Consider the following 21,066-nt stretch of genomic DNA (forward strand, 5'->3'; position numbering starts at 1 on the left):
GATAGGAAAAATGTTAAGGAGAGGGTTGCTCATGAAACTGCAGGAGCTAGCTTCCGCACTGCTCATTACCCACATACATGGAAATGCGGATACAGAGATTACGGGGATTGAAGCAGACTCTCGTAAAATAAAACCAGGCGATTTGTTTTTGTGCATCCCTGGACTGACGGTTGACGGCCATGATTATGCCCCAAAAGCGATTGCGCTTGGGGCTTCTGCGCTTGTCACCGAAAGAGTGCTGGATTTGCCCGTTCCACAGTTGGTGGTCAAGGATGCGAGATATGCAATGGCAGCGTTGTCTGCTCATTTCTACGGATATCCGAGCAAACAATTGAAATTAATCGGAATTACAGGGACTAACGGCAAAACAACTTCTACCTATTTACTGGAAAAAATATTGCGCGATCAGGGCTTTACCACGGGTCTGATGGGCACGATTCAAATGAAAATCGGTGATACATATACCGAGATGGAGCGGACAACGCAAGAATCTGTTGATCTTCAGCGAAGCTTCCGCCGCATGTGCGAGGCAGGAACGGATTACTGCATCATGGAAGTTTCAAGCCATGCTTTAGAGCTTGGCCGTGTGAAGGGGATTCACTTCCGCTCAGGCATATTCACGAACCTGTCCCAGGATCATTTGGATTATCACATAACAATGGAAGCCTATGCAGCGGCCAAAGGACTATTGTTCTCCAGATTGGGCAACGGCTTTTCAGGTGATCCCAAGGATCGTCAATATGCGATCTTGAATGCGGATGACGCCGCAGCAGAAATTTTCGAAAGACTTACTTCCGCACAGGTGATTACATACGGGATTGAGCAGCCATGTGATGTTCGGGCGACTGACATTCGCATTACCGCCAAAGGTACGGCGTTCAAATTAGTCTCTTTTGCTGGAGAAGCGTACTTCCAAATGAAATTGGTCGGCAAATTTAACGTCTATAACGCTCTTGGATCAATCGCAGCAGCATTGGCGGAAGGAATTCCTCTCGAGGCGATTCGAAATAGTTTAGAAAGTATAGCTGTCGTTGATGGAAGGATGGAAGTTGTGGATGAGGGTCAGGATTATTTGGTTCTTGTGGACTATGCCCATACGCCAGATGGACTTGAGAACGCACTCTCTACGGTTAGTGAATTTGCCGAGGGCAAAGTCATCACCGTATTTGGTTGTGGAGGAGATCGCGACAGAACGAAACGACCTTTGATGGGTAAGGTTACGGCTTCTTATAGCGATTATTTATATGTGACTTCCGATAATCCTCGCACGGAGAATCCGGATGCGATACTTCAAGACATTGTTCCTGGTCTGATGGAGGTCAACTATCCCGAAAATAAATATGAATTGATTCCAGATCGTAAAAAAGCGATACAAAAGGCTATTGATGGGGCAGGCCCCAAAGATGTAATATTGATAGCGGGAAAAGGCCACGAAACGTATCAGGATATCATGGGGGTCAAGCATGATTTCGATGATCGTTTGGTGGCTAAGGCTGCGATAAAGGGGAGAAAACGATGATCCAGCGTACATTAGAGCAAATTGCAGAAATGTTGGGGAGTGAGGTCCAAGGGACAGAAGCTACCGTGAGCATTGCGGGCGTCTCGACCGATACCCGCTCGATTCCGGCAGGCAGTCTATTCGTCCCGCTGATTGGAGAAAAGTTTGACGGGCATGCTTACGCAGAGGAAGCTTATCATAAAGGGGCGTCAGCTGTTTTATGGCAGGAGGACCACGGAGAAGCACCAAATGGTGTTCCCTATGTCCCCGTGGCAGATACGCTGGCTGCCTTGCAGCAATTAGCTAAGGCCTATCGGAAGCAACTGCCTGCACGTATCATAGGCATAACGGGCAGTAACGGCAAAACAACGACGAAAGATTTGGTCGCAGCGGTTTTGGGTAGTACGTATAAAGTGCATAAAACCAAAGGGAATTTAAATAATCATATCGGATTGCCGGTTACATTGCTGCAGTTGGAGGAGACGACGGAGTTTGCCGTAGTTGAAATGGGGATGAGCGGCCGGGGCGAGATCGAGCTGTTAAGCGATTTGGCCGAGCCGGATGCCTCGATCATCACGATGATTGGCGAATCCCACATGCTTCAGCTGGGTTCAAGGGAAGAAATTGCCCGGGCGAAAGTGGAGATTGTAAGCGGCATGCCAAGTGGCAGCCTGCTTGTGTACAACGGTGACGAGCCATTAATTGAGCAGGCTCTCGCGGAACGCAGTCTGCCTGAGGATCTTCGCCGCCTCCGCTTCGGACATCGCGAGGACAATGCGAAACACCCGACAGCGATCCGAATGGATGCGGACGGTGCGCACTTCCAGATCAATTCACCGGGCTATCCGGAATTGTATATTCCTTTGCTCGGCACGCATAACGTCATCAACGCGTTAGCGGCCATCGCCATCGGCGAAGCCTTCGGCGTTCCGCCGGAAGCCATTGCAGCGGGGCTCCGCTCGCTGGAGATGACAAGCATGCGCATCGAGAAACTGACGGCAGCCTCTGGGCTGACCGTGCTGAACGATGCGTATAATGCCAGCCCGGCCTCCATGCGGGCGGCCATTACACTGACCGAGCAGCTGAGCGGCTTCGGTCGGAAGTTTCTCGTGCTCGGCGACATGCTGGAGCTTGGCGAGCACGAAGAGCAGTTCCATCGCGAAATTGGCGCGATGATATCGCCGGAACGTGTAGACTACGTCTTCACGTTCGGCCGTTTGGGCCGCTTCATCGCAGAGGAAGCGGCGGCGCGACTTCCGAAGGATCGCGTGCGCGCCTTCGAGGACAAAGAGCTGCTCGCGAGCGAACTAGCCGCTGCGGCACAGCCGGAGGATATTGTGCTTGTGAAGGGCTCGCGCGGTATGCGTCTTGAGCAAGTCGTGAATGCTTTACTATTATGAAACAGTAGATCGTTTTCAGATAACGGAAACGAGCAGGGGGAACCAACGTGGAAAACGCAATATTATTAACGATGGGCGTCGCATTTGTGCTTGCGCTTATTATGGGGCCGCTTTGTATTCCGATTTTGCGGCGTTTGAAATTTGGCCAACAAATCCGTGAGGATGGCCCACAGGGACACTTGAAAAAACAAGGGACACCAACCATGGGAGGCATCATTATTCTGATTGCCCTTGCGTTGGCAAGCCTTCGTTTTGCTGATAAAAATATAGATCTTCTAATCTTGCTAATTGCCTCACTAGGCTACGGCCTCGTTGGTTTTCTAGACGATTATATCAAAATTATTTTCAAACGTTCGCTAGGCCTTACAGCGAAACAAAAGCTGTTCGGACAGCTGCTGATCTCGGCTATTGTTTGCTACCTGCTAGTGAGGCAAGGACATAGCACGGACTTATATATTCCATTTGTGGAGTTCCACTTCAATCCTGGTTGGTTATATTTCCCATTGATGGCGATTCTCATGTTGGGCGCATCTAACGCGGTGAATTTTACCGATGGATTGGATGGTTTGCTGGCAGGGACAAGTGCAATTGCATTTGGCGCGTATACAGTAATTGCGATGAACAACACGCAACCGGAGGCGGCGATTTTCTCAGCGGCAATGGTTGGTGCCGTGCTTGGTTTTCTCGTCTTCAATGCGCATCCAGCGAAAGTGTTTATGGGAGACACAGGCTCGCTTGGCATCGGCGGCGGCTTAGTGGCTGTTGCGATTTTGACCAAAGCGGAGCTGCTGCTGGCAGTTGTCGGCGGCGTGTTCCTGATTGAAATTTTATCTGTCGTTATTCAAGTCGTTTCCTTCAAGACAAGAGGCAAGCGTGTTTTCAAAATGAGTCCGATCCACCATCACTTCGAATTAGTCGGATGGTCGGAATGGCGTGTCGTTATCACATTCTGGGTCGTCGGTCTCGTACTTGCCGCACTCGGATTATATATGAATGAGGTGTTGTAGAACATGATGCATCCGCGGGAATATCGTGGACTTGAAGTGGTTGTTTTGGGCTTGGCTCGCAGCGGCGTCGCTGCGGCTAAGCTTTTTCATCAAGAAGGAGCCCTGGTCACAGTCAATGACAAAAAAGAGCGGAGCGCATGCCCTGAAGCCGACGAATTGGAGGCTCTGGGTATTTCTGTTGTATGCGGGTTTCATCCGGAGTCCTTGGTACATGAGGGTGTTGCGCTCGTTGTGAAAAACCCGGGCATACCGTACTCGGTAGAGCCGATCCGCAAAGCATTGGAGCTTGGCATTGAAGTCGTTACGGAAGTTGAGGTCGCCTATCAGTTCTGTGAAGCGCCGATTATCGGGATTACAGGTTCAAACGGAAAGACAACAACGACGACATTGATTGGGTTAATGCTGGATTCAGCAGGCTTGTCGCCTGTAGTGGCGGGAAATATCGGGCGTGCCCTTACGGAAGCTGCGCCTGAAGTTACGGCAGACAATTGGATGGTTGTAGAGCTTAGCTCCTTTCAACTAAAAGGAACAACCTCGTTCCGTCCGCGAATTGCGCTGTTTTTAAATTTGTACGAAACTCATCTGGACTACCATGGTTCGATGGATGATTATATGGCTTCAAAAGCGAAGTTGTTTGAAAATCAAACAGAAGAAGATACGGCTGTCTTAAATTGGGACCATCCGGTATGCCAATCGCTTATTCCTACGCTAAAAGCGAAGCTTTTCCCATTCTCAATGAGAGAAGCATTGTCTTACGGTGTTTATTATGACCAACCGTCAGATACCCTTGTTTATGCGAATGGCCAAGGCGAGATCGTGCCGATTATGCCAGCGCGTGAAATGGGAATTCCGGGCAGCTTTAACGTGGAGAACGCTTTGGCGGCAGCGGCAGCAGCCCTTACAGTGGGCGTAAAGCCTCAAATTATCGCGGATGTGCTTAGAAACTTCAAAGGCGTAGAACACCGCTTGGAGCTCGTGAGAGAGCTGAAGGGTGTCACTTTCTACAATAACTCCAAAGCGACGAATGCTGCGGCAGCGATTAAGTCGATTGAAGTTTTTGACCAGAAGCTTGTTCTGATTGCGGGAGGCTTGGATCGCGGCTCTGATTACATGGAGCTGCTTCCTACGTTCCGTGAACGTATTAAAGGTATTGTCACACTCGGACAAACAAAAGAGAAAATTGCACATATCGCTGAGCTGGCAGGGATTAGCCGCATTCAAACCGTCGATACTGCTAAGGATGCAGCGGATGCAGTTTCGCAAGCCGTTCAGCTTGCTTACCAGATGTGTGAAGCGGGTGACATCGTCCTGCTTTCACCGGCTTGTGCAAGTTGGGATATGTTCCCCTCCTTTGAGGACAGGGGACGCATGTTTAGGGAGTCCGTGCATAACCTTTAAATAGGGCTTATCCACATGTGTTTGCTGGCAGGTGACAATTGTCTCCTGCTCGGCTATTCATCCTTTGGATGTGGCCCAGAACACATAAAGAGGTGTCTGTTATGGGTAAATCACGGTCTGCTCCTGATATTTGGATTATTATTCCGACCTTGCTGCTTTTGACTATTGGCATTATTATGGTTTACAGTGCGAGCAGTGTACTTGCCTTTCGGGAATTCGGCGATTCCCTGTATTACCTGAAACGACAGCTGATTTTTGCTGTTTTAGGGATAGTTGCGATGTTTTTTACAATGAATGTCGACTATCTCGTTTGGAAAAAGGTAGCACGAATTACACTATTCATTTGCTTCTTCATGCTTATTATTGTGCTAATTCCGGGCATCGGGGTTGTTCGCGGCGGAGCTAGAAGCTGGCTCGGGATAGGCGCCTTCGGTATTCAACCGTCGGAGTTTATGAAGATGGGGATGATTCTTTATTTATCCAAATTGTTGTCCGAGCATCAATCCAAAATCACCCAGTTTACCAAAGGGTTATTGCCTCCGCTAGGGATTATGGGGCTAGCCTTCGGCTTGATTATGCTTCAGCCTGACTTGGGAACTGGCGCTGTTCTGGTCGGAGCCTCTCTGCTTATCATTTTTATCTCAGGCGCACGATTGCTTCATCTTTCATATCTAGGTATGATAGGGATTGCTGGTTTTATTGGACTCATCATTGCCGCTCCTTATCGGTTGAAACGGATTACGGCATTTTTAGATCCTTGGCAGGACCCGCTTGGTGCAGGCTATCAATCAATTCAATCCCTCTATGCGATTGGTCCAGGTGGCTTAGTAGGGTTAGGACTTGGTATGAGCCGTCAGAAATACAGTTATTTACCTGAGCCGCAAACTGATTTTATTTTCTCCATCATCGCAGAAGAACTTGGTTTTATTGGAGGCACTTTGGTGCTTTTATTATTTACCATACTAGTATGGCGCGGAATGCGGGCAGCTATTACAGCGCCGGATACCTTTGCAAGTTTAATTGCTGTTGGCATTATCGGCATGATTGCGGTACAAGTAATTATTAATATTGGTGTAGTTATCGGAATGTTTCCAGTTACTGGTATTACATTGCCATTCATAAGTGCAGGTGGTTCGTCATTGACGCTTATGTTGACATCTGTCGGCATCCTGCTCAATATATCCCGTTATTCGAGGTGACAAGGGAATGAAAACAATTGTCTTTACCGGAGGAGGCTCCGCAGGACATGTTACGCCTAACATTGCTCTTATGCATAGGCTGAAAGAGTTAGGTTGGGAAATTAAATACATAGGCTCGGCAACAGGCATCGAGAAAGACATCATCGAGCGCGAAGGTGTTCCTTTTTACCCGATATCATCTGGGAAATTGCGTCGATATTTTGATCTGAAAAATTTCAAAGACCCTTTTAGAGTTATAAAAGGTGTGTATGAATCTTATAGATTGCTCCGTCGTCTGAAGCCCGCCATCGTCTTTTCGAAGGGCGGGTTCGTTTCCGTGCCGGTTGTTTTGGGCAGCCGTATGAACAAAGTACCGGTTATTATCCATGAGTCCGATATGACGCCAGGACTGGCTAATAAAATATCGATTCCCTTGGCAACGAAGGTCTGTGTAACCTTTCCAGAGTCTTTGCAGCATGTCAATAAAGAAAAAGCGGTTCTTACCGGATTACCGATTCGCGAACATATACGGAGCGGGAAAGCCTCCAAAGGCTACCAGCTTTGTGATTTTCATAAACAGAAACCCGTTATTCTGATCATGGGGGGCAGCCTGGGCTCGCAGGTGATCAACCAAGCAGTCAGAGGGAACCTGGCTCGTTTGCTGGAGCAATTTCAAATTGTTCACTTGTGCGGGAAAGGCAATGTTGCAGCAGAGTTTGCTGGGACGCGCGGATATAAACAGTTCGAGTATTTAAATGACGAACTCCCGGATGTATTAGCAATCACAGATCTTGTGATTTCCAGGGCAGGAGCTACATCTATCTATGAGTTTTTGGCTTTGGAAAAACCTATGCTGCTTATTCCGCTATCTTTGCAAGCGAGCCGTGGCGATCAGATTCTGAACGCCAAGTCGTTTCAGAAAGCTGGTTATGCGGATGTCATGCAGGAAGAAGAACTTACACCTGAATCTCTGCAAATCCGCCTGGAGGCTCTCTACGCGAACAGAGAAACTTATAAATCAGCTATGCAATCCCGCAACGACAACGATGCTGTTGCAGCGATCGTTAAATTGATTGAAACCTACAGCTTATCGCGTTAGTTTTTCGAAAGCGAATAGGCGATTGTCACACTCTATCCGATTTTACATAAACTATACTATAACCGTGACAGACACCTAAGGCTTGATATGGCGCCAAAGTTTGAAGCCCGGCCATCTTCAACTTGGTCCGTATTTTTGAAATTATGGAGTTTCAGATTATTCGATAATTTCGCCCTATGTTCTGTGAAGGAGGTTTTCCCATGCAGCAGTTAATATCTGACTTAAAGGCAGCAAATATTGGCGAGATTCGAACGAATGAGCGACTAGCCCCTTATACGACTTGGAAAATCGGTGGTCCGGCCGATTGCCTTATCCTCCCCAACACGAAGGAGCAGGTTGCCTCAGTCATCCGTTTCCTGCATCAACGTGGAGTACCATGGACGATTATCGGTCGTGGCTCTAACTTGCTTGTCAGTGACAAAGGAATTAGAGGGGTAGTTATCAAACTTGGCTCTGCGCTTGAAACTTTGCGCTTTGAAGGTGCAACAGTTTATGCGGGCGGTTCCTATTCGTTCATTAAATTGTCTGTGCTAGCGGCCAAAGAAGGTTTAACCGGACTGGAGTTTGCTTCGGGCATTCCCGGTTCTGTGGGAGGCGCCGTCTACATGAATGCAGGGGCTCACGGGTCCGATGTGTCACGCATACTCAAGCAGGCTGAAGTCATCCTGGACACAGGGGAATTGGTCACGATGCAGGCAGAGGAATTGCAGTATGCCTATCGGCATTCTATTCTGCACACTCTACCCGGCATAGTAACAGAAGCTGTCTTTGAATTACAGGTTGGAGAACGCAAAGAAATCGCGGGAGCCATGGCGGCTTACCGGGATCGGCGTCTTCGCACACAACCGCTTCAATTAGCTTGTGCTGGAAGTGTTTTCCGCAACCCCGCAGGGGGATTCGCCGCAAAGCTCATCGAAGAGGCTGGCCTGAAAGGCAAACGTGTCGGTGGAGCGGAAATCTCCCTACTACACGCCAATTTCATTGTGAACACCGGAGATGCTAAAGCCGAGGACGTTCTCACTCTCATCGCAGAAGTACAGCAAATCGTACAGAAACAGTACGGCATATCGCTAGTACCGGAAGTTTTGGTGATGGGTGAGAGGTAAATCGGAGGTGGAACTTTGGAGAAGCTCGTTATCGAAGGTGGAAGACCTCTCACGGGAGCCATCCAGATACACGGCGCGAAAAACGCCGCATTACCAATCTTAGCAGCCTGCATCCTGGCTAGCGGCACTCATACTCTGCATAATGTTCCTAATTTGCTGGATATCGACACCATGCTGCGCATTCTTCGTGCGCTGGGCTGCCGTGCCGAACAGCAAGGGGATACGGTATCTATTACAACATCCACAGCTAATTCCTCGCATATTCCAGAAGAATTGATGGGGCAGATGCGTTCTTCCATCTTTCTAATGGGACCGCTGCTCGCTAGATTTGGCAGTGTCACCGTGTATCAACCCGGAGGCTGCGCAATCGGCGAACGTAAAATCGATTTGCACCTGAAAGGGCTGCAGGCTTTAGGAGCCAACATCGAAGAATTCGCAAACAAAATTGTTTGCACAGCCGAATCGCTTCAAGGCAGTGAAATCGTTCTTGATTTTCCGAGTGTCGGAGCTACGGAAAATATCATGATGGCAGCTGTGAAAGCGGAAGGCATCACAACGATTTATAATGCGGCTCGCGAACCGGAGATTCAGGATTTGCAAAACTTTCTGAACGCAATGGGCGCCGACATTATTGGAGCAGGAACAGATACCATCACCATTCGTGGTGTGGAAACTCTGTCACCATGCACCTACCGCATTATCCCTGACCGTATTGTGGCTGGGACCTTTATGGTGGCCGCTGCTGCAACGAAAGGGAGCATTACCTTGGAGAAGGTTAACCCTGCTCATTTGACCTCTGTGATTCATGTCCTAAAGCGTGCAGGTGTTCAAATCATCTCTGACGGTGATATAATACATGTAAGCTGTCCGACAAGACCGAAGGCCGTCGAACGTATCGTGACTTCGCCGCATCCATCTTTTCCAACCGATTTGCAATCACAGGTCATGGTGCTGTTATCTTTAGCAGACGGGATGAGCGTAATGAAAGAAACGATATTCGAAGGTAGATTCAAACACGTAGATGAATTGTCCCGTATGGGTGCAGATATCCGTGTGGATATGAGTTCAGCCTTTATTCGAGGCGTTCCTAGGTTGTATGGGGCGACAGTGGAGGCGACGGATTTGCGTGCTGGCGCAGCACTTGTTATCGCCGGTCTGGCTGCGCATGGTACGACGATCGTTGAGCAAATTCATCATATTGATAGAGGCTATGATAGAATTGAACATATGCTTTCAAGATTGGGTGCATCCGTGCACCGACAATCCCCTGTTCCAAGTGAATAAGCGAACAATTGAATGATTTCCGCGCATCCCTTCCTGGACACAGGCGGGGATTCACGGTTTCATTTGACTGGTTACATACAAGATTGTAAATTTTAACCTTCATACGAAACTATTAGGTGGTGCCCATCTTGTCTGACGACCGCAATGTGCCCGCTCTGCCGCCCGTTCCAAAGCCACGAGCCCGTACCAATAGAAAACTGCTCATCTTCTTATTTATTTTTTTTATCATTATTTTAGTCATATTGTTTTTTCAGTCTTCGCTAAGCCGTGTAAGTGCCATTGAAGTTGAAGGAAATGTGCTCATGTCGTCGGAAGCTATTGGACAAGCCAGCCAGATTGCCGTCGGAGATCGGTTCTTTGCTTTCAGCTCTCAGTCGATCACACAACGTGTTTCATCTCTACCCATGATTAAGACAGCTACGGTGAAGAAGCATTTTCCAGGCAAAGTTCTCATTACCGTGCAGGAATATCCCAAGGTTGCTTTCCAGATTGGTGCAGATGGCAAAAAGCAAGCTGTGCTTGCTGATGGCGCTGTCGTCGAATTACCTGCTGGCAGCAGTATTCCGCTGGATATGCCCATTTTGACGGGGTGGACGGATGGTGATCCGAATAAAGCAGCACTATGCAAAGTGCTTGGTGAAATTCCAGAGAGTGCACTCTCGGATATTTCTGAAATTAAACCGGATCCGTCGGAACCGTATCCCGACAAAATCAAGTTGTACACGAGATCCCAATTTGAAGTGTACACGACGATAGCTTACTTGCCTGAGAAAATTGACAATCTGCCTGCTTATATAGCAAGCTTACAAGAGGATCATATTACTAGCGGCATTATCAAAATGCTAGAAGTAGAATATCATGCGCCTTTTGAGCCTAATGAAGACACGAAGAATGATACGAACAATGCTTCGGGTCAAAAGGCTGGAAGCAATGCAGCAGCAAGTCCATCGCCCGATCCTAACAAGGATGGGAACAAGACTTCGCCAAAGCCGACTCCAAAAGCGACTCCGAAACCGTAATCCCAGAAACGGCGCGTCCTTCCTGATAAAAAAACGGTTTAATGGACTACTCAACCATGAAAATTAATGTTAAAATTAGTTTTATGGTTAATTACAATTCTATTAACCATTTGAAGCGTACAAGCAATTACTAGACTAGATTTATCCCTATTCTATTGAAAATTAACTGTTTAAAAAAACGACTTCTTTACCTGTAAAAAAAATGTTGAAAAAAGAGGGAATATGGCGGTTGTGTGGAATACGTATTTAAGTAATTGTAATGTAAACACATTATTATCCAAGTTATAGGAGGTGCCAGGGGCTTGAGCAACAATGATATCATTGTTAGTTTAGACATCGGTACATCCAAGGTTCGTGCTATTATTGGGGAAGTTGTTAATGGAACCATTAATATAATAGGTGTGGGATCTGCCGAGTCAGAGGGTATTCGTAAAGGCGCAATCGTTGATATTGATCAAACGGTAAACTCCATTCGGAGCGCTGTCGATCATGCAGAACGAATGGTCGGCGTACAAATTTCCGAGGTTTACGTAGGAATTTCAGGGAATCATATTGCTCTTCAATCCAGTCACGGTGTCGTCGCTGTTTCCAATGAAGACCGAGAGATCGGGGAAGAGGATATTGATCGTGTTATTCAAGCGGCAAGAGTCATCGCATTACCTCCCGAGCGTGAAATTATTGGAGTCGTACCCAAGCAATACTTAGTTGATGGACAAGAAGGCATTAACGATCCTCGCGGCATGATCGGCGTTCGCTTAGAAGTGGAAGCCACGATAATCACAGGCGCGAAGACGGGGATACATAATCTAATCCGTGTTGTGGAAAAATCCGAACTGAAGGTCGCAGGTCTCATCTTAATGTCGCTTGCATCCGGACAGTTAGCTCTTTCCAAGGATGAGAAATCAGTTGGAACAGTACTGGTTGATGTTGGTGCAGGTGCAGCGACGATCGCTGTGTTTGAACAAGGGAATCTGACAGCCACATCAACGATTCAAATCGGCGGTGAGTATATCAGCAATGATATCTCGATAGGCCTTCGTACTCAGCTCGAAATCGCAGAGAAAATAAAGCTGAAATACGGTTGCGCATCGGTAGAAGACTCAGCCCCTGATCAAATGTTTAAGGTTACGCGAATGGGAAGCAATGTGGAAAAAGAGTTTTCGCAAATTGATCTCGCGAATATTATTGAACCCCGCGTTGAAGAAATTTTCCAAATGATACGTGCAGAAGTGCACCGTCTGGGATATGGTGATTTAGCTGGTGGGTATGTACTCACAGGCGGGACCGTTTGTATGCCAGGTGTGCTTGCAATTGCACAAGCTGAACTCGCTACGTCAGTTCGAATTGCTGTTCCTGATTTCATTGGAGTGCGTGATCCTTCTTACACAAGCGGTGTTGGCATCATACAATTCGTTTCCAAGTACATGAAAAACCGGAATTCCGGTTTTTCCAAAAAAGTGGCATCAAAACCTGTAACAAAAAAATCCTCCGAGAGCACGAAACCTGGTATTTTGGAACGTGTAAAAAGTTTTTTCAGTGAATTTATATAGTGAACGCAACGTTAGGGGGATATGACTCGCATGTTTGAATTTGATATGGATATGGAGCAGTTGGCTCAAATAAAAGTCATCGGTGTTGGTGGCGGTGGTAGTAATGCAGTAAATCGAATGATCGAGAACGGCGTTAAGGGTGTTGAGTTTATTACCGTAAATACGGATGCCCAAGCTTTACATCTCTCGAAATCGGTGCATAAATTACAAATCGGGGACAAGCTAACGCGTGGTCTTGGCGCAGGCGCGAACCCGGATGTAGGGAAGAAAGCGGCAGAAGAGTCAAGGGAGATGATTCTGAACACGCTTCGCGGCGCAGACATGGTATTCGTAACTGCAGGAATGGGTGGCGGTACAGGAACTGGAGCTGCTCCCGTTATTGCTGAAATCGCAAAAGAAGTGGGCGCATTAACCGTTGGTGTTGTTACTCGTCCGTTCACATTTGAAGGTCGCAAACGTTCTTTACAAGCAGAGCAAGGGATTGCTGCATTGAAAGAGAAAGTTGACACTCTTATTATTATTCCTAATGACCGTCTCTTGGAAATCGTAGACAAAAAGACACCTATGCTCGAAGCTTTCCGCGAAGCGGATAACGTACTTCGTCAAGGTGTTCAAGGGATCTCCGATTTGATCGCGGTTCCTGGTTTGATTAACTTGGACTTTGCCGATGTGAAGACAATCATGACAGAACGCGGCTCCGCCTTGATGGGAATCGGAGTGGCAACTGGAGAGAATCGAGCGGCTGAAGCAGCGAAAAAGGCGATTTCCTCGCCATTGCTCGAGACGTCGATCGAAGGCGCTCGCGGGGTTCTGATGAACATCACAGGCGGTGTGAACCTCAGCTTGTACGAAGTCAACGAAGCGGCGGATATCGTAGCATCTGCTTCCGATATTGAAGTAAACATGATTTTCGGAGCCGTCATTGATGACAAGCTCAAAGACGAAATTTTAGTAACGGTAATTGCTACTGGTTTTGAACATCGAGCATCACCGCTGTCACAACCAGCGAAGCGTCCCGTTACCGGGCATCAAGAGCAACCACAATCCTCGTCATCCGTTTCTTCCGACAGACTGAACAACCTCAAACCATTTGGCTCTCAGCCTTCAAACGATCAATTAGATATTCCGACGTTCCTGCGCAATCGCGGGCGGAATAACGACAAATAATTACACGAAACTTGTAAAGAGACCGAAGTCCTACATTATGTAGCGGCTTCGGTTTTTTGTTGTTTTGAGGGCTTTTCTAGTTAGCAATAGGCCGCGTCAACTGACAAAAAAAGTAGTAGCCTACTAGCAAGTTTAGACAGACTTTGAACTAGGATTGCCCTATACTGATTTAGAACCTTAAAGTTTCGTCAGGAAAATGGTTGAAAAAGCATCTATCATGGAGGTGAGGACATTGTGATCGTCTACGCGGATCTCATTTTCCTTCTGAACTTTCTGATGGATGCGGCCATGCTTGTCGTTACGGCCAAAACGCGGAAAATACCGTTCAAGTGGTGGAGAATCGTAGGTTCGTCGTTCTTAGGAGCCTCCTATGTCGTCATTATGTTCTTGCCGGTGCCGTTGTTTTTATTTACATTTTCTGTGAAATGTATGTTTTGTATAGGGATGATTATGACTGCTTTTGGGTTCGGTTCTTTACAAAATTTATTGAGAAACCTCGGAACGTTCCTCTTAGTAAATTTTGCTGTCGCTGGCGGGATGTTTGGCATCCATTATGTCCTTGCATCGTCCTCTGAAGTGATGAAAGGTATTGTATTCACCCAATCCGGTGTGGCAATGTTCCAATTTCAAATTGGCAGCGTGCTCTTCGTTCTTTTGTTACTTATTCCATTATTGTGGTGGTTCAGAACCGTACTGCAAAGTACGAAGCAACGTGAGGTGCTGACAGCATATGTGGCGGAGGTTACGATTCATGTAGGTGACTACACGGCCACCTGTAAAGGATTAATTGATACTGGAAATCAATTGTATGATCCACTAACTCGCACCCCTGTGATGGTCATGGAAGTGTCGGAATGGGGCGATGTACTACCTGTAGAATGGCTGCAGCGGATTCGGTCAGCTGATGTTGACCAAATCATAAGCGGTTTGGGTGTAGAAGAGTTCGTATGGCAGGACCGGTTGCGTCTAGTGCCTTATCGAGGCGTTAATCGGAACACCCAATTCATGCTGGCCATTAAACCGGATAAGGTGGTGATTACCCATAATAGTACGCAAATCGAAGCATCTAAGGTACTTATCGGACTCGATGGAGGAAAGCTTTGCAGTGACGGCTCCTATCAAGCGATTATACATCCAGCATTAATTTCGGCTGGTTAGCGCTTTCATTGCGCATATGTAGTCTGTTCTGCATACGCACAACTCAGCGAATGCTTACGATGCAAGTTTTCCTACGGAAAACTCAGCGAATGCTTACGATGCAAGTTTTCCTACGGAAAACTCTTAGGAGGAAACTAACATGCTCTTGAAGTGGAAAATGCTTTTTCAACTAGCGTACTATCGAATTTTGATGCTCCTTGGTCTTAAGGGAGAAGAAATCTATTACATAGGTGGAAGCGAGGCTTTACCGCCGCCGCTAACGAGAGAAGAAGAAGAATACCTATTGGAAAAATTACCGTCCGGGGATGCCGCTATTCGAGCGATGTTGATTGAACGCAACCTGCGATTGGTTGTTTATATAGCCAGGAAATTTGAAAATACAGGTATCAACATCGAGGATTTGGTTTCCATTGGCGCTATCGGCTTAATTAAAGCCGTCAACACGTTTGATCCGGAGAAGAAGATTAAACTGGCTACATACGCATCGAGGTGTATCGAGAACGAGATTCTAATGTACCTGCGGAGAAATAGTAAAATACGTACAGAGGTATCTTTTGATGAGCCGCTGAATATCGACTGGGATGGCAATGAGCTGCTATTGTCGGATGTGCTTGGAACAGAAAACGATACAATTTACCGCAACATTGAAGAACAAGTTGACCGCAAGCTGCTGCATAAAGCGCTGGATAAATTAAGTGAGCGTGAGCGAATTATCATGGAGCTGCGCTTCGGTTTACAGGACGGCGAGGAAAAAACGCAAAAAGACGTTGCAGATTTACTTGGTATTTCGCAGTCATACATCTCCAGGCTGGAAAAACGAATCATTAAAAGGCTTCGTAAGGAATTTAATAAGATGGTATAAGGAGAAAAGAGAGCATGGGATGATGTTGTGATCCCACTTCTCTTTTTTTTGTGAAAAATTTTTTTTGGCTAGCGATGTCGAAATTGTTCAGGTGTCACAGGGGGGAGCGAGTCGGAGGCCTTTTGTCAAGTGGCGGAGATGGGGGTGGAGCAGGAATAAATCACTCACTCAGGGGGATAATTAACATTAATGTTTCTCCTTGGGAGGTAATCACGGTGACCCGAAATAAAGTTGAGATATGTGGTGTTGATACCGCCAAACTGCCTGTTCTGACCAATGCTGAAATGCGCGAGCTGTTCGCTGATTTGCAGACCAAGCAGGAGCGAACGGCAAGAGAGAAATTGGTGAATGGGAACCTCAGATTGGTTCTAAGTGTGATCCAGAGGTTCAACAATCGCGGAGAGTATGTGGACGATCTCTTCCAAGTTGGCTGTATCGGTCTGATGAAAGCCATTGATAACTTTGATTTAAGCCAGAATGTCAAATTCTCAACCTATGCTGTACCGATGATTATAGGTGAGATACGCCGCTACTTACGTGACAATAACCCGATTCGCGTTTCTCGTTCCTTAAGAGATATTGCTTACAAAGCGCTGCAAGTCAGAGACAGCCTGACGAATGCGAACTCACGCGAACCTACGATTTATGAGATTTCCGAAGCGCTGAATGTCCCCAAAGAAGATGTCGTATTTGCGCTCGATGCTATTCAGGACCCGGTTTCGTTATTCGAACCGATTTATCATGATGGCGGAGATCCGATTTATGTCATGGATCAAATCAGCGACGAAAGAAATAAGGACATGTCCTGGATTGAGGGAATTGCGCTTCGTGAAGCGATGCGCAAGCTGAATGCGAGAGAGAAGATGATTCTCTCCATGCGCTTTTTTGAAGGAAAGACACAGATGGAGGTAGCCGATGAGATTGGCATTTCCCAAGCACAGGTTTCAAGACTTGAGAAATCTGCCATCTGCCAGATGCAGAAACATGTGAAATCGTAACTTCTATACATAAAGACCGGAGCAGCTGTGACAAGCTGTGACGGTCTTTTTTTGATATTCAGGACATTTTGCCCATACCCCACATATACTAGTACAAATCAGTTAAAATCCTATGGATTCGTGGTGAAAAGCCTCATGAAAATATCTGATTTCCAGACGAAAGATGTAATCAATATCGTGGATGGCAAAAAGCTCGGTCAAATCAGTGATCTGGAACTGGATCTGATGCAGGGACGGATCGAATCGATTGTCGTGCCGAACCAAAGCCGTTTCTTCGGATTGTTTGGTACGGGAACAGACGTCATCATACCATGGAAACATATTGTGAAAATCGGCGCAGACGTTGTGCTCGTGAAGCTCGAAGATGCCAGGCCGTACCGTCAAACCGATGAAAATGAAGGTGTCTATGAGTTCAACAGACAGTTCCGCAACTAACGTGTGACACACGAATGTAGGCTGATTTCCCACAAACAGCCAAGAGACAATCGTGTGTCTTTTTGTTTTGTGCTAAAGTAGAGATAGTAGGAATTCAAGGGAGTGGAAGTAACGTGGAACCATTTGTGAAACAAGTAAAAGAGGGGCAGCCTGCACTCTTTACGATAGAAAGCTGGATGGACCAATATGAAGAACTAACGGCTGGATTTACATCACGGCACGGCGGAGTGAGCGAGGCACCCTATTCAACGCTGAACTGCGGTCTGCATGTGCTGGATAGACCCGAGCACGTAATTAGGAACCGTGAGCTGCTTGCTGAGGCTATTGGTCAACCGTTTGATGCTTTTACCTATGCCGAGCAGGTACACGGCAACGAGGTGACCGTTGTATCCCTTCAAGAGAGAGGGATAGGAAGAACCTCGAGAGAGTCAGCCATTCAAGCGAAGGACGGCTTTATTACGAAGGAGAAGGGGATTGTGCTCTGTGCGCAGTTTGCCGATTGTGTGCCGCTGTTTTTCTACGATCCCGTCCAGCATGTCGTGGGTCTTTCCCACGCTGGATGGAAAGGGACCGTGCTAAACATTTCCATGGCTACAATATCCTTAATGACACATACTTTTGGTAGTCAGCCTAAGGATATAAGGGCAGCCATCGGACCTTCCATTGGTGTTTGCTGTTATGAAGTGGATGAAACCGTAGCAACACGTGTTTATGCTGTACTAAAAGAGATGAATACAGCGCAGGATGAACAGCTTGCAGTTATCAGTGGCAAAGCAAACGGCAGGTATATGCTGAATTTGCAAGAACTGAACCGAAAATTGTTGGCACAAGCAGGAATTTTGTCGTCCCATATCGAAGTAACTCAGTTATGTACGAGTTGCCGCTTAGATGACTTCTTTTCTCATCGCAAAGAGGGCGGTTCAACAGGTAGAATGGTTGCTTGGATTGGTCTTCGGTAAGGAGAACGAGCAGGCAACGTTTGGAATTGAGGGTGTTTACATATATGAGTTTACTAGCGCGCAAAGAAGAAGTTGAAACTCGTGTTGCTGCAGCTTGTCAGCGGTCAGGACGAGATGAGAATGAGATCAAGATTATTGCTGTGACGAAATATGTTTCCTTGGAGACGACCCGAAGTGTACTAGATGCCGGACTGCTGCATATCGGTGAGAACCGCTGGCAGGATGTGAAGCCCAAGTGGGAAGCTCTGCATGATCGGGGAACTTGGCATTTCATAGGTCATTTGCAGACGAACAAAGTGAAGGATGTCATTGGCAAATTCGCCTACATTCACTCGCTCGATCGGATGTCGCTGGCCAAAGAACTGGACAAGCAGGCTGCGGCACTGGGTATGAAAGTTAACTGTCTGCTGCAAGTAAACATTTCTGGAGAAGAATCGAAGTATGGCATGAATCCCGAGCATTTCTTCGAATTTGCTGAAGAAGTCAGCAAACTGCAGCATATACATATCTCCGGTTTAATGACAATGGCGCCTTATGAGATGGAAGCCGGTGCAACAAGACCTGTGTTTCGCGGTTTAAGAGAACTGAGAGACCGGTTGAACGAGCGTCACATCTTTTCCTACGACATTAAGGAGTTATCTATGGGAATGTCCGGGGATTTTGAAGTGGCAATTGAAGAAGGAGCTACATGGGTGCGATTGGGTACTGTTCTGGTTGGAAAAGAAGCATAAAGGTTATAAAGGATTGAAGAAGCGGATAGGAGGGAATTATAATGGGAGTTTATAACCGTTTTATGAATTTTCTTGGATTACAAGAAGAGGAAGAAGTTGTGGAGCGTGAGCGAATCGTGGAAACAACGGAAGAACCTGAAACCAATCCTTATGAATTACGTAATAAAAATAAAGCGAATGTCGTCAGCATTCACTCACAAAAGAACGCGCGTGTCGTGCTTAGTGAGCCTAGAACGTATGAAGAAACGCAAGACATCGCGGATCATCTTCGTTCACGAAGAGCGGTGGTTGTCAATCTTCAGCGGGTTCGCGGCGATTTAGCCATACGCATCGTAGATTTTTTAAGTGGTACAGTATATGCTTTGAATGGGTCTATATCCAAACTGGGACCGAATATCTTCCTTTGCACACCTGATACAGTTGATATTCATGGCCACATCTCAGAGATGATGAGTGAGGAATAGGCGCATATCCTAACACAGAGGTGGATGCGTACGTGGATTACGTTCACTATTATCTTAGTATTTTGATGGAAATTTATTATTTCATGATTATCGGTTACTTAATTCTTTCCTGGTTCCCGAATGCACGCGACAGCTTTGTCGGAGGACTGCTGGGGAAATTAGTTGAACCGTATTTAAGTCCTTTCCGAAAAATAATTCCAAGCATCGGGTTCATTGACTTGTCGCCAATCGTTGCCCTTATCGCTTTGCGCTTTGTGGTTATGGGGATTGTTGCTGTTCTAGATTTCATTGTAGGGATGTTTTAAAATTGTCTAGAGAACTCTATAGTCATTTTCATTCAGACGAACATTACTTTGTAGATAAAGCCTGGGATTGGGTGGAGCGTGCGGCACAGAACCATGCCGTGAAGCTGACTGATTTTCTGGATCCCAGACAAGCTTTCATTCTAACCTCGCTGGTTAATCGGCATCCGGATGTGCATTGCCGGTTCGATGGCGGCTATTCAGACGCGGAACGCAGAAGGGCGTTAATCGCCCCTGATTACCGGACTTTGGATGAGGAAGATATGGAGATGGCTGTCCTCTCTGTTTCATCCGGGGACGGTAAATTTCTAACATTAGAACACGGGGATTACATGGGCGCCATTCTTGGACTCGGCATGAAGCGGGACAAGGTTGGCGATATTCATGTTATAGAGGGTGGCTGCCACTGCCTAGTGACCCGCGATGCAGCGGACTATTTGCATTTGAACTTGTCACAAGTTCACAGAGTGCATGTCCAGACAGAGCTGTTGCCACTGGACAAACTGGAGCTAGCCAGTGTGAACCTGGACGAACTGACGTTATCCGTTGCCTCCATGCGGATGGACGGAATTGTAAGCGATGTATTTAGGCTTAGCCGAGCCAAAGTACTGATACCTATTCAAGCTGGGCGCTGCCGCGTCAATTGGAAGCCGGAAGAAGATCCGAGTAAGCCGCTGAAGGAAGGCGACATGATTTCTATGCAAGGTTTCGGCAGATTCAAGGTGCTTGAAGTCGAAGGCGTAACGAAAAAAGGTAGGATTCGTGTGAAGATCGGCAAGTTTGCGTGAACGTGGATAAATTATCCACGAACCATGCAGGAATTGCTAATTTTCTGTCGAACTGATTCAGTATAGATGTGCGTATTGCTGTGCAAAACGCAAAGGAGGGGCACTGATGCCATTAACACCGTTAGATATACATAATAAGGAATTTTCCCGTTCTTTTCGCGGATACGATGAAGATCAAGTCAATGAATTCCTCGATCAAGTCATTAAAGATTACGAGGCATTGATTCGTGAGAATAAAGACTTAGCTAATCAAACGGTGGCCCTGCAGGAACGTCTGGATCATTTCACGAACATCGAAGACTCGTTAAGCAAAACAATTATTGTTGCCCAAGAAGCAGCGGATGAAGTTAGAAGCAACGCCAAGAAAGAAGCACAGCTGATCTTGAAAGAAGCTGAGAAGAACGCAGACCGGATTATCAACGAGTCCTTGACACGCTCACGCAAGGTTGCTCTTGAGATTGAAGAATTGAAGAAACAAGCGTCGATTTACCGTACACGCTTCCGGACACTGCTGGAAGCTCAGCTAGAGCTTTTAAACAATGAAGGCTGGCAGAGTATGCAGTTTGATCAAAAGGAAGAAGCGTAGGAAGACGGCTGCTAGGCGGCTGTCATATTGACTATGTCTAGCGAATTCGTTATACTCCTGTTAAAAGTATCTCAGCA

21 protein-coding genes and 1 other annotated feature (1 of these 22 only partly in view) are annotated in these 21,066 nt (G+C 46.8%); all 21 genes read left to right on the forward strand.

What is annotated here, in order from left to right; all coding sequences use genetic code 11:
- Positions 1-31: 31 nt before the first annotated feature.
- The 21 genes from AC58UW_RS03935 to AC58UW_RS04035 all read left to right on the forward strand — a co-directional run bounded on the left by AC58UW_RS03935 (position 32) and on the right by AC58UW_RS04035 (position 20,989).
- Positions 32-1,519, forward strand: a complete 1,488-nt coding sequence (locus tag AC58UW_RS03935; RefSeq protein ID WP_497419418.1) for a UDP-N-acetylmuramoyl-L-alanyl-D-glutamate--2,6-diaminopimelate ligase — start codon at positions 32-34, stop codon at positions 1,517-1,519.
- Complete coding sequence (locus AC58UW_RS03940; protein WP_497419419.1) at positions 1,516-2,898, forward strand: UDP-N-acetylmuramoyl-tripeptide--D-alanyl-D-alanine ligase; 1,383 nt, start codon at positions 1,516-1,518, stop codon at positions 2,896-2,898. Before AC58UW_RS03935 ends, AC58UW_RS03940 begins: the two co-directional genes overlap by 4 nt.
- Positions 2,899-2,969: 71 nt before the next feature.
- Entirely contained in the window at positions 2,970-3,905 is a 936-nt protein-coding gene (gene mraY / locus AC58UW_RS03945) for a phospho-N-acetylmuramoyl-pentapeptide-transferase (protein WP_497419982.1), read from the forward strand.
- A 3-nt stretch (positions 3,906-3,908) separates the two neighbouring features.
- Positions 3,909-5,303 carry a UDP-N-acetylmuramoyl-L-alanine--D-glutamate ligase gene (gene murD / locus AC58UW_RS03950; RefSeq protein ID WP_497419420.1) on the forward strand — a complete coding sequence of 465 codons (1,395 nt, stop codon included), beginning with the start codon at positions 3,909-3,911 and terminating at the stop codon, positions 5,301-5,303.
- A gap of 101 nt (positions 5,304-5,404) precedes the next feature.
- A complete protein-coding gene (spoVE, locus tag AC58UW_RS03955; protein WP_497419421.1) occupies positions 5,405-6,502 on the forward strand; it encodes a stage V sporulation protein E in 1,098 nt (365 codons plus the stop codon).
- A 7-nt stretch (positions 6,503-6,509) separates the two neighbouring features.
- Positions 6,510-7,580 carry an undecaprenyldiphospho-muramoylpentapeptide beta-N-acetylglucosaminyltransferase gene (gene murG, locus AC58UW_RS03960; RefSeq protein WP_497419422.1) on the forward strand — a complete coding sequence of 357 codons (1,071 nt, stop codon included), beginning with the start codon at positions 6,510-6,512 and terminating at the stop codon, positions 7,578-7,580.
- 200 nt (positions 7,581-7,780) lie between these two features.
- A complete protein-coding gene (murB, locus tag AC58UW_RS03965; protein ID WP_497419423.1) occupies positions 7,781-8,686 on the forward strand; it encodes a UDP-N-acetylmuramate dehydrogenase in 906 nt (301 codons plus the stop codon).
- A 15-nt stretch (positions 8,687-8,701) separates the two neighbouring features.
- On the forward strand, positions 8,702-9,970 hold the full coding sequence (gene murA, locus AC58UW_RS03970; protein ID WP_477503091.1) for a UDP-N-acetylglucosamine 1-carboxyvinyltransferase: 1,269 nt from the start codon (positions 8,702-8,704) through the stop codon (positions 9,968-9,970).
- A gap of 128 nt (positions 9,971-10,098) precedes the next feature.
- Positions 10,099-10,989 (forward strand): cell division protein FtsQ/DivIB, encoded by an 891-nt coding sequence (locus tag AC58UW_RS03975; protein WP_497419424.1) that lies wholly within the window; start codon positions 10,099-10,101, stop codon positions 10,987-10,989.
- A 302-nt stretch (positions 10,990-11,291) separates the two neighbouring features.
- Positions 11,292-12,539, forward strand: a complete 1,248-nt coding sequence (gene ftsA / locus AC58UW_RS03980) for a cell division protein FtsA (RefSeq protein WP_497419425.1) — start codon at positions 11,292-11,294, stop codon at positions 12,537-12,539.
- 30 nt (positions 12,540-12,569) lie between these two features.
- Positions 12,570-13,706, forward strand: a complete 1,137-nt coding sequence (gene ftsZ / locus AC58UW_RS03985) for a cell division protein FtsZ (RefSeq protein ID WP_497419426.1) — start codon at positions 12,570-12,572, stop codon at positions 13,704-13,706.
- Positions 13,707-13,940: 234 nt separating this feature from the next.
- Positions 13,941-14,864, forward strand: coding sequence for a sigma-E processing peptidase SpoIIGA (spoIIGA, locus tag AC58UW_RS03990; protein ID WP_497419427.1), 924 nt, complete (start codon positions 13,941-13,943; stop codon positions 14,862-14,864).
- Between the two features lie 139 nt (positions 14,865-15,003).
- Positions 15,004-15,726, forward strand: coding sequence for an RNA polymerase sporulation sigma factor SigE (sigE, locus tag AC58UW_RS03995; protein WP_090816111.1), 723 nt, complete (start codon positions 15,004-15,006; stop codon positions 15,724-15,726).
- 215 nt (positions 15,727-15,941) lie between these two features.
- Positions 15,942-16,724 (forward strand): RNA polymerase sporulation sigma factor SigG, encoded by a 783-nt coding sequence (gene sigG / locus AC58UW_RS04000; protein ID WP_127451991.1) that lies wholly within the window; start codon positions 15,942-15,944, stop codon positions 16,722-16,724.
- A gap of 135 nt (positions 16,725-16,859) precedes the next feature.
- The gene (locus AC58UW_RS04005) at positions 16,860-17,159 is read left to right on the forward strand and encodes a YlmC/YmxH family sporulation protein (protein WP_497419428.1); all 300 of its coding nucleotides are present in this window, start codon (positions 16,860-16,862) and stop codon (positions 17,157-17,159) included.
- Positions 17,160-17,272: 113 nt separating this feature from the next.
- Positions 17,273-18,118, forward strand: a complete 846-nt coding sequence (pgeF, locus tag AC58UW_RS04010) for a peptidoglycan editing factor PgeF (protein ID WP_497419429.1) — start codon at positions 17,273-17,275, stop codon at positions 18,116-18,118.
- 44 nt (positions 18,119-18,162) lie between these two features.
- Positions 18,163-18,849 carry a YggS family pyridoxal phosphate-dependent enzyme gene (locus tag AC58UW_RS04015; protein WP_497419430.1) on the forward strand — a complete coding sequence of 229 codons (687 nt, stop codon included), beginning with the start codon at positions 18,163-18,165 and terminating at the stop codon, positions 18,847-18,849.
- Positions 18,850-18,890: 41 nt separating this feature from the next.
- A complete protein-coding gene (locus tag AC58UW_RS04020; RefSeq protein WP_315951381.1) occupies positions 18,891-19,313 on the forward strand; it encodes a cell division protein SepF in 423 nt (140 codons plus the stop codon).
- A gap of 32 nt (positions 19,314-19,345) precedes the next feature.
- Complete coding sequence (locus AC58UW_RS04025) at positions 19,346-19,618, forward strand: YggT family protein (RefSeq protein ID WP_497419431.1); 273 nt, start codon at positions 19,346-19,348, stop codon at positions 19,616-19,618.
- 2 nt (positions 19,619-19,620) lie between these two features.
- Positions 19,621-20,403, forward strand: coding sequence for a YlmH family RNA-binding protein (locus AC58UW_RS04030; RefSeq protein ID WP_497419432.1), 783 nt, complete (start codon positions 19,621-19,623; stop codon positions 20,401-20,403).
- A 106-nt stretch (positions 20,404-20,509) separates the two neighbouring features.
- Entirely contained in the window at positions 20,510-20,989 is a 480-nt protein-coding gene (locus AC58UW_RS04035) for a DivIVA domain-containing protein (protein WP_145656906.1), read from the forward strand.
- A gap of 73 nt (positions 20,990-21,062) precedes the next feature.
- Positions 21,063-21,066, forward strand: a binding site (T-box leader) (it continues 242 nt past the right edge of the window).

Source organism: Paenibacillus sp. J22R160, from assembly GCF_059692135.1.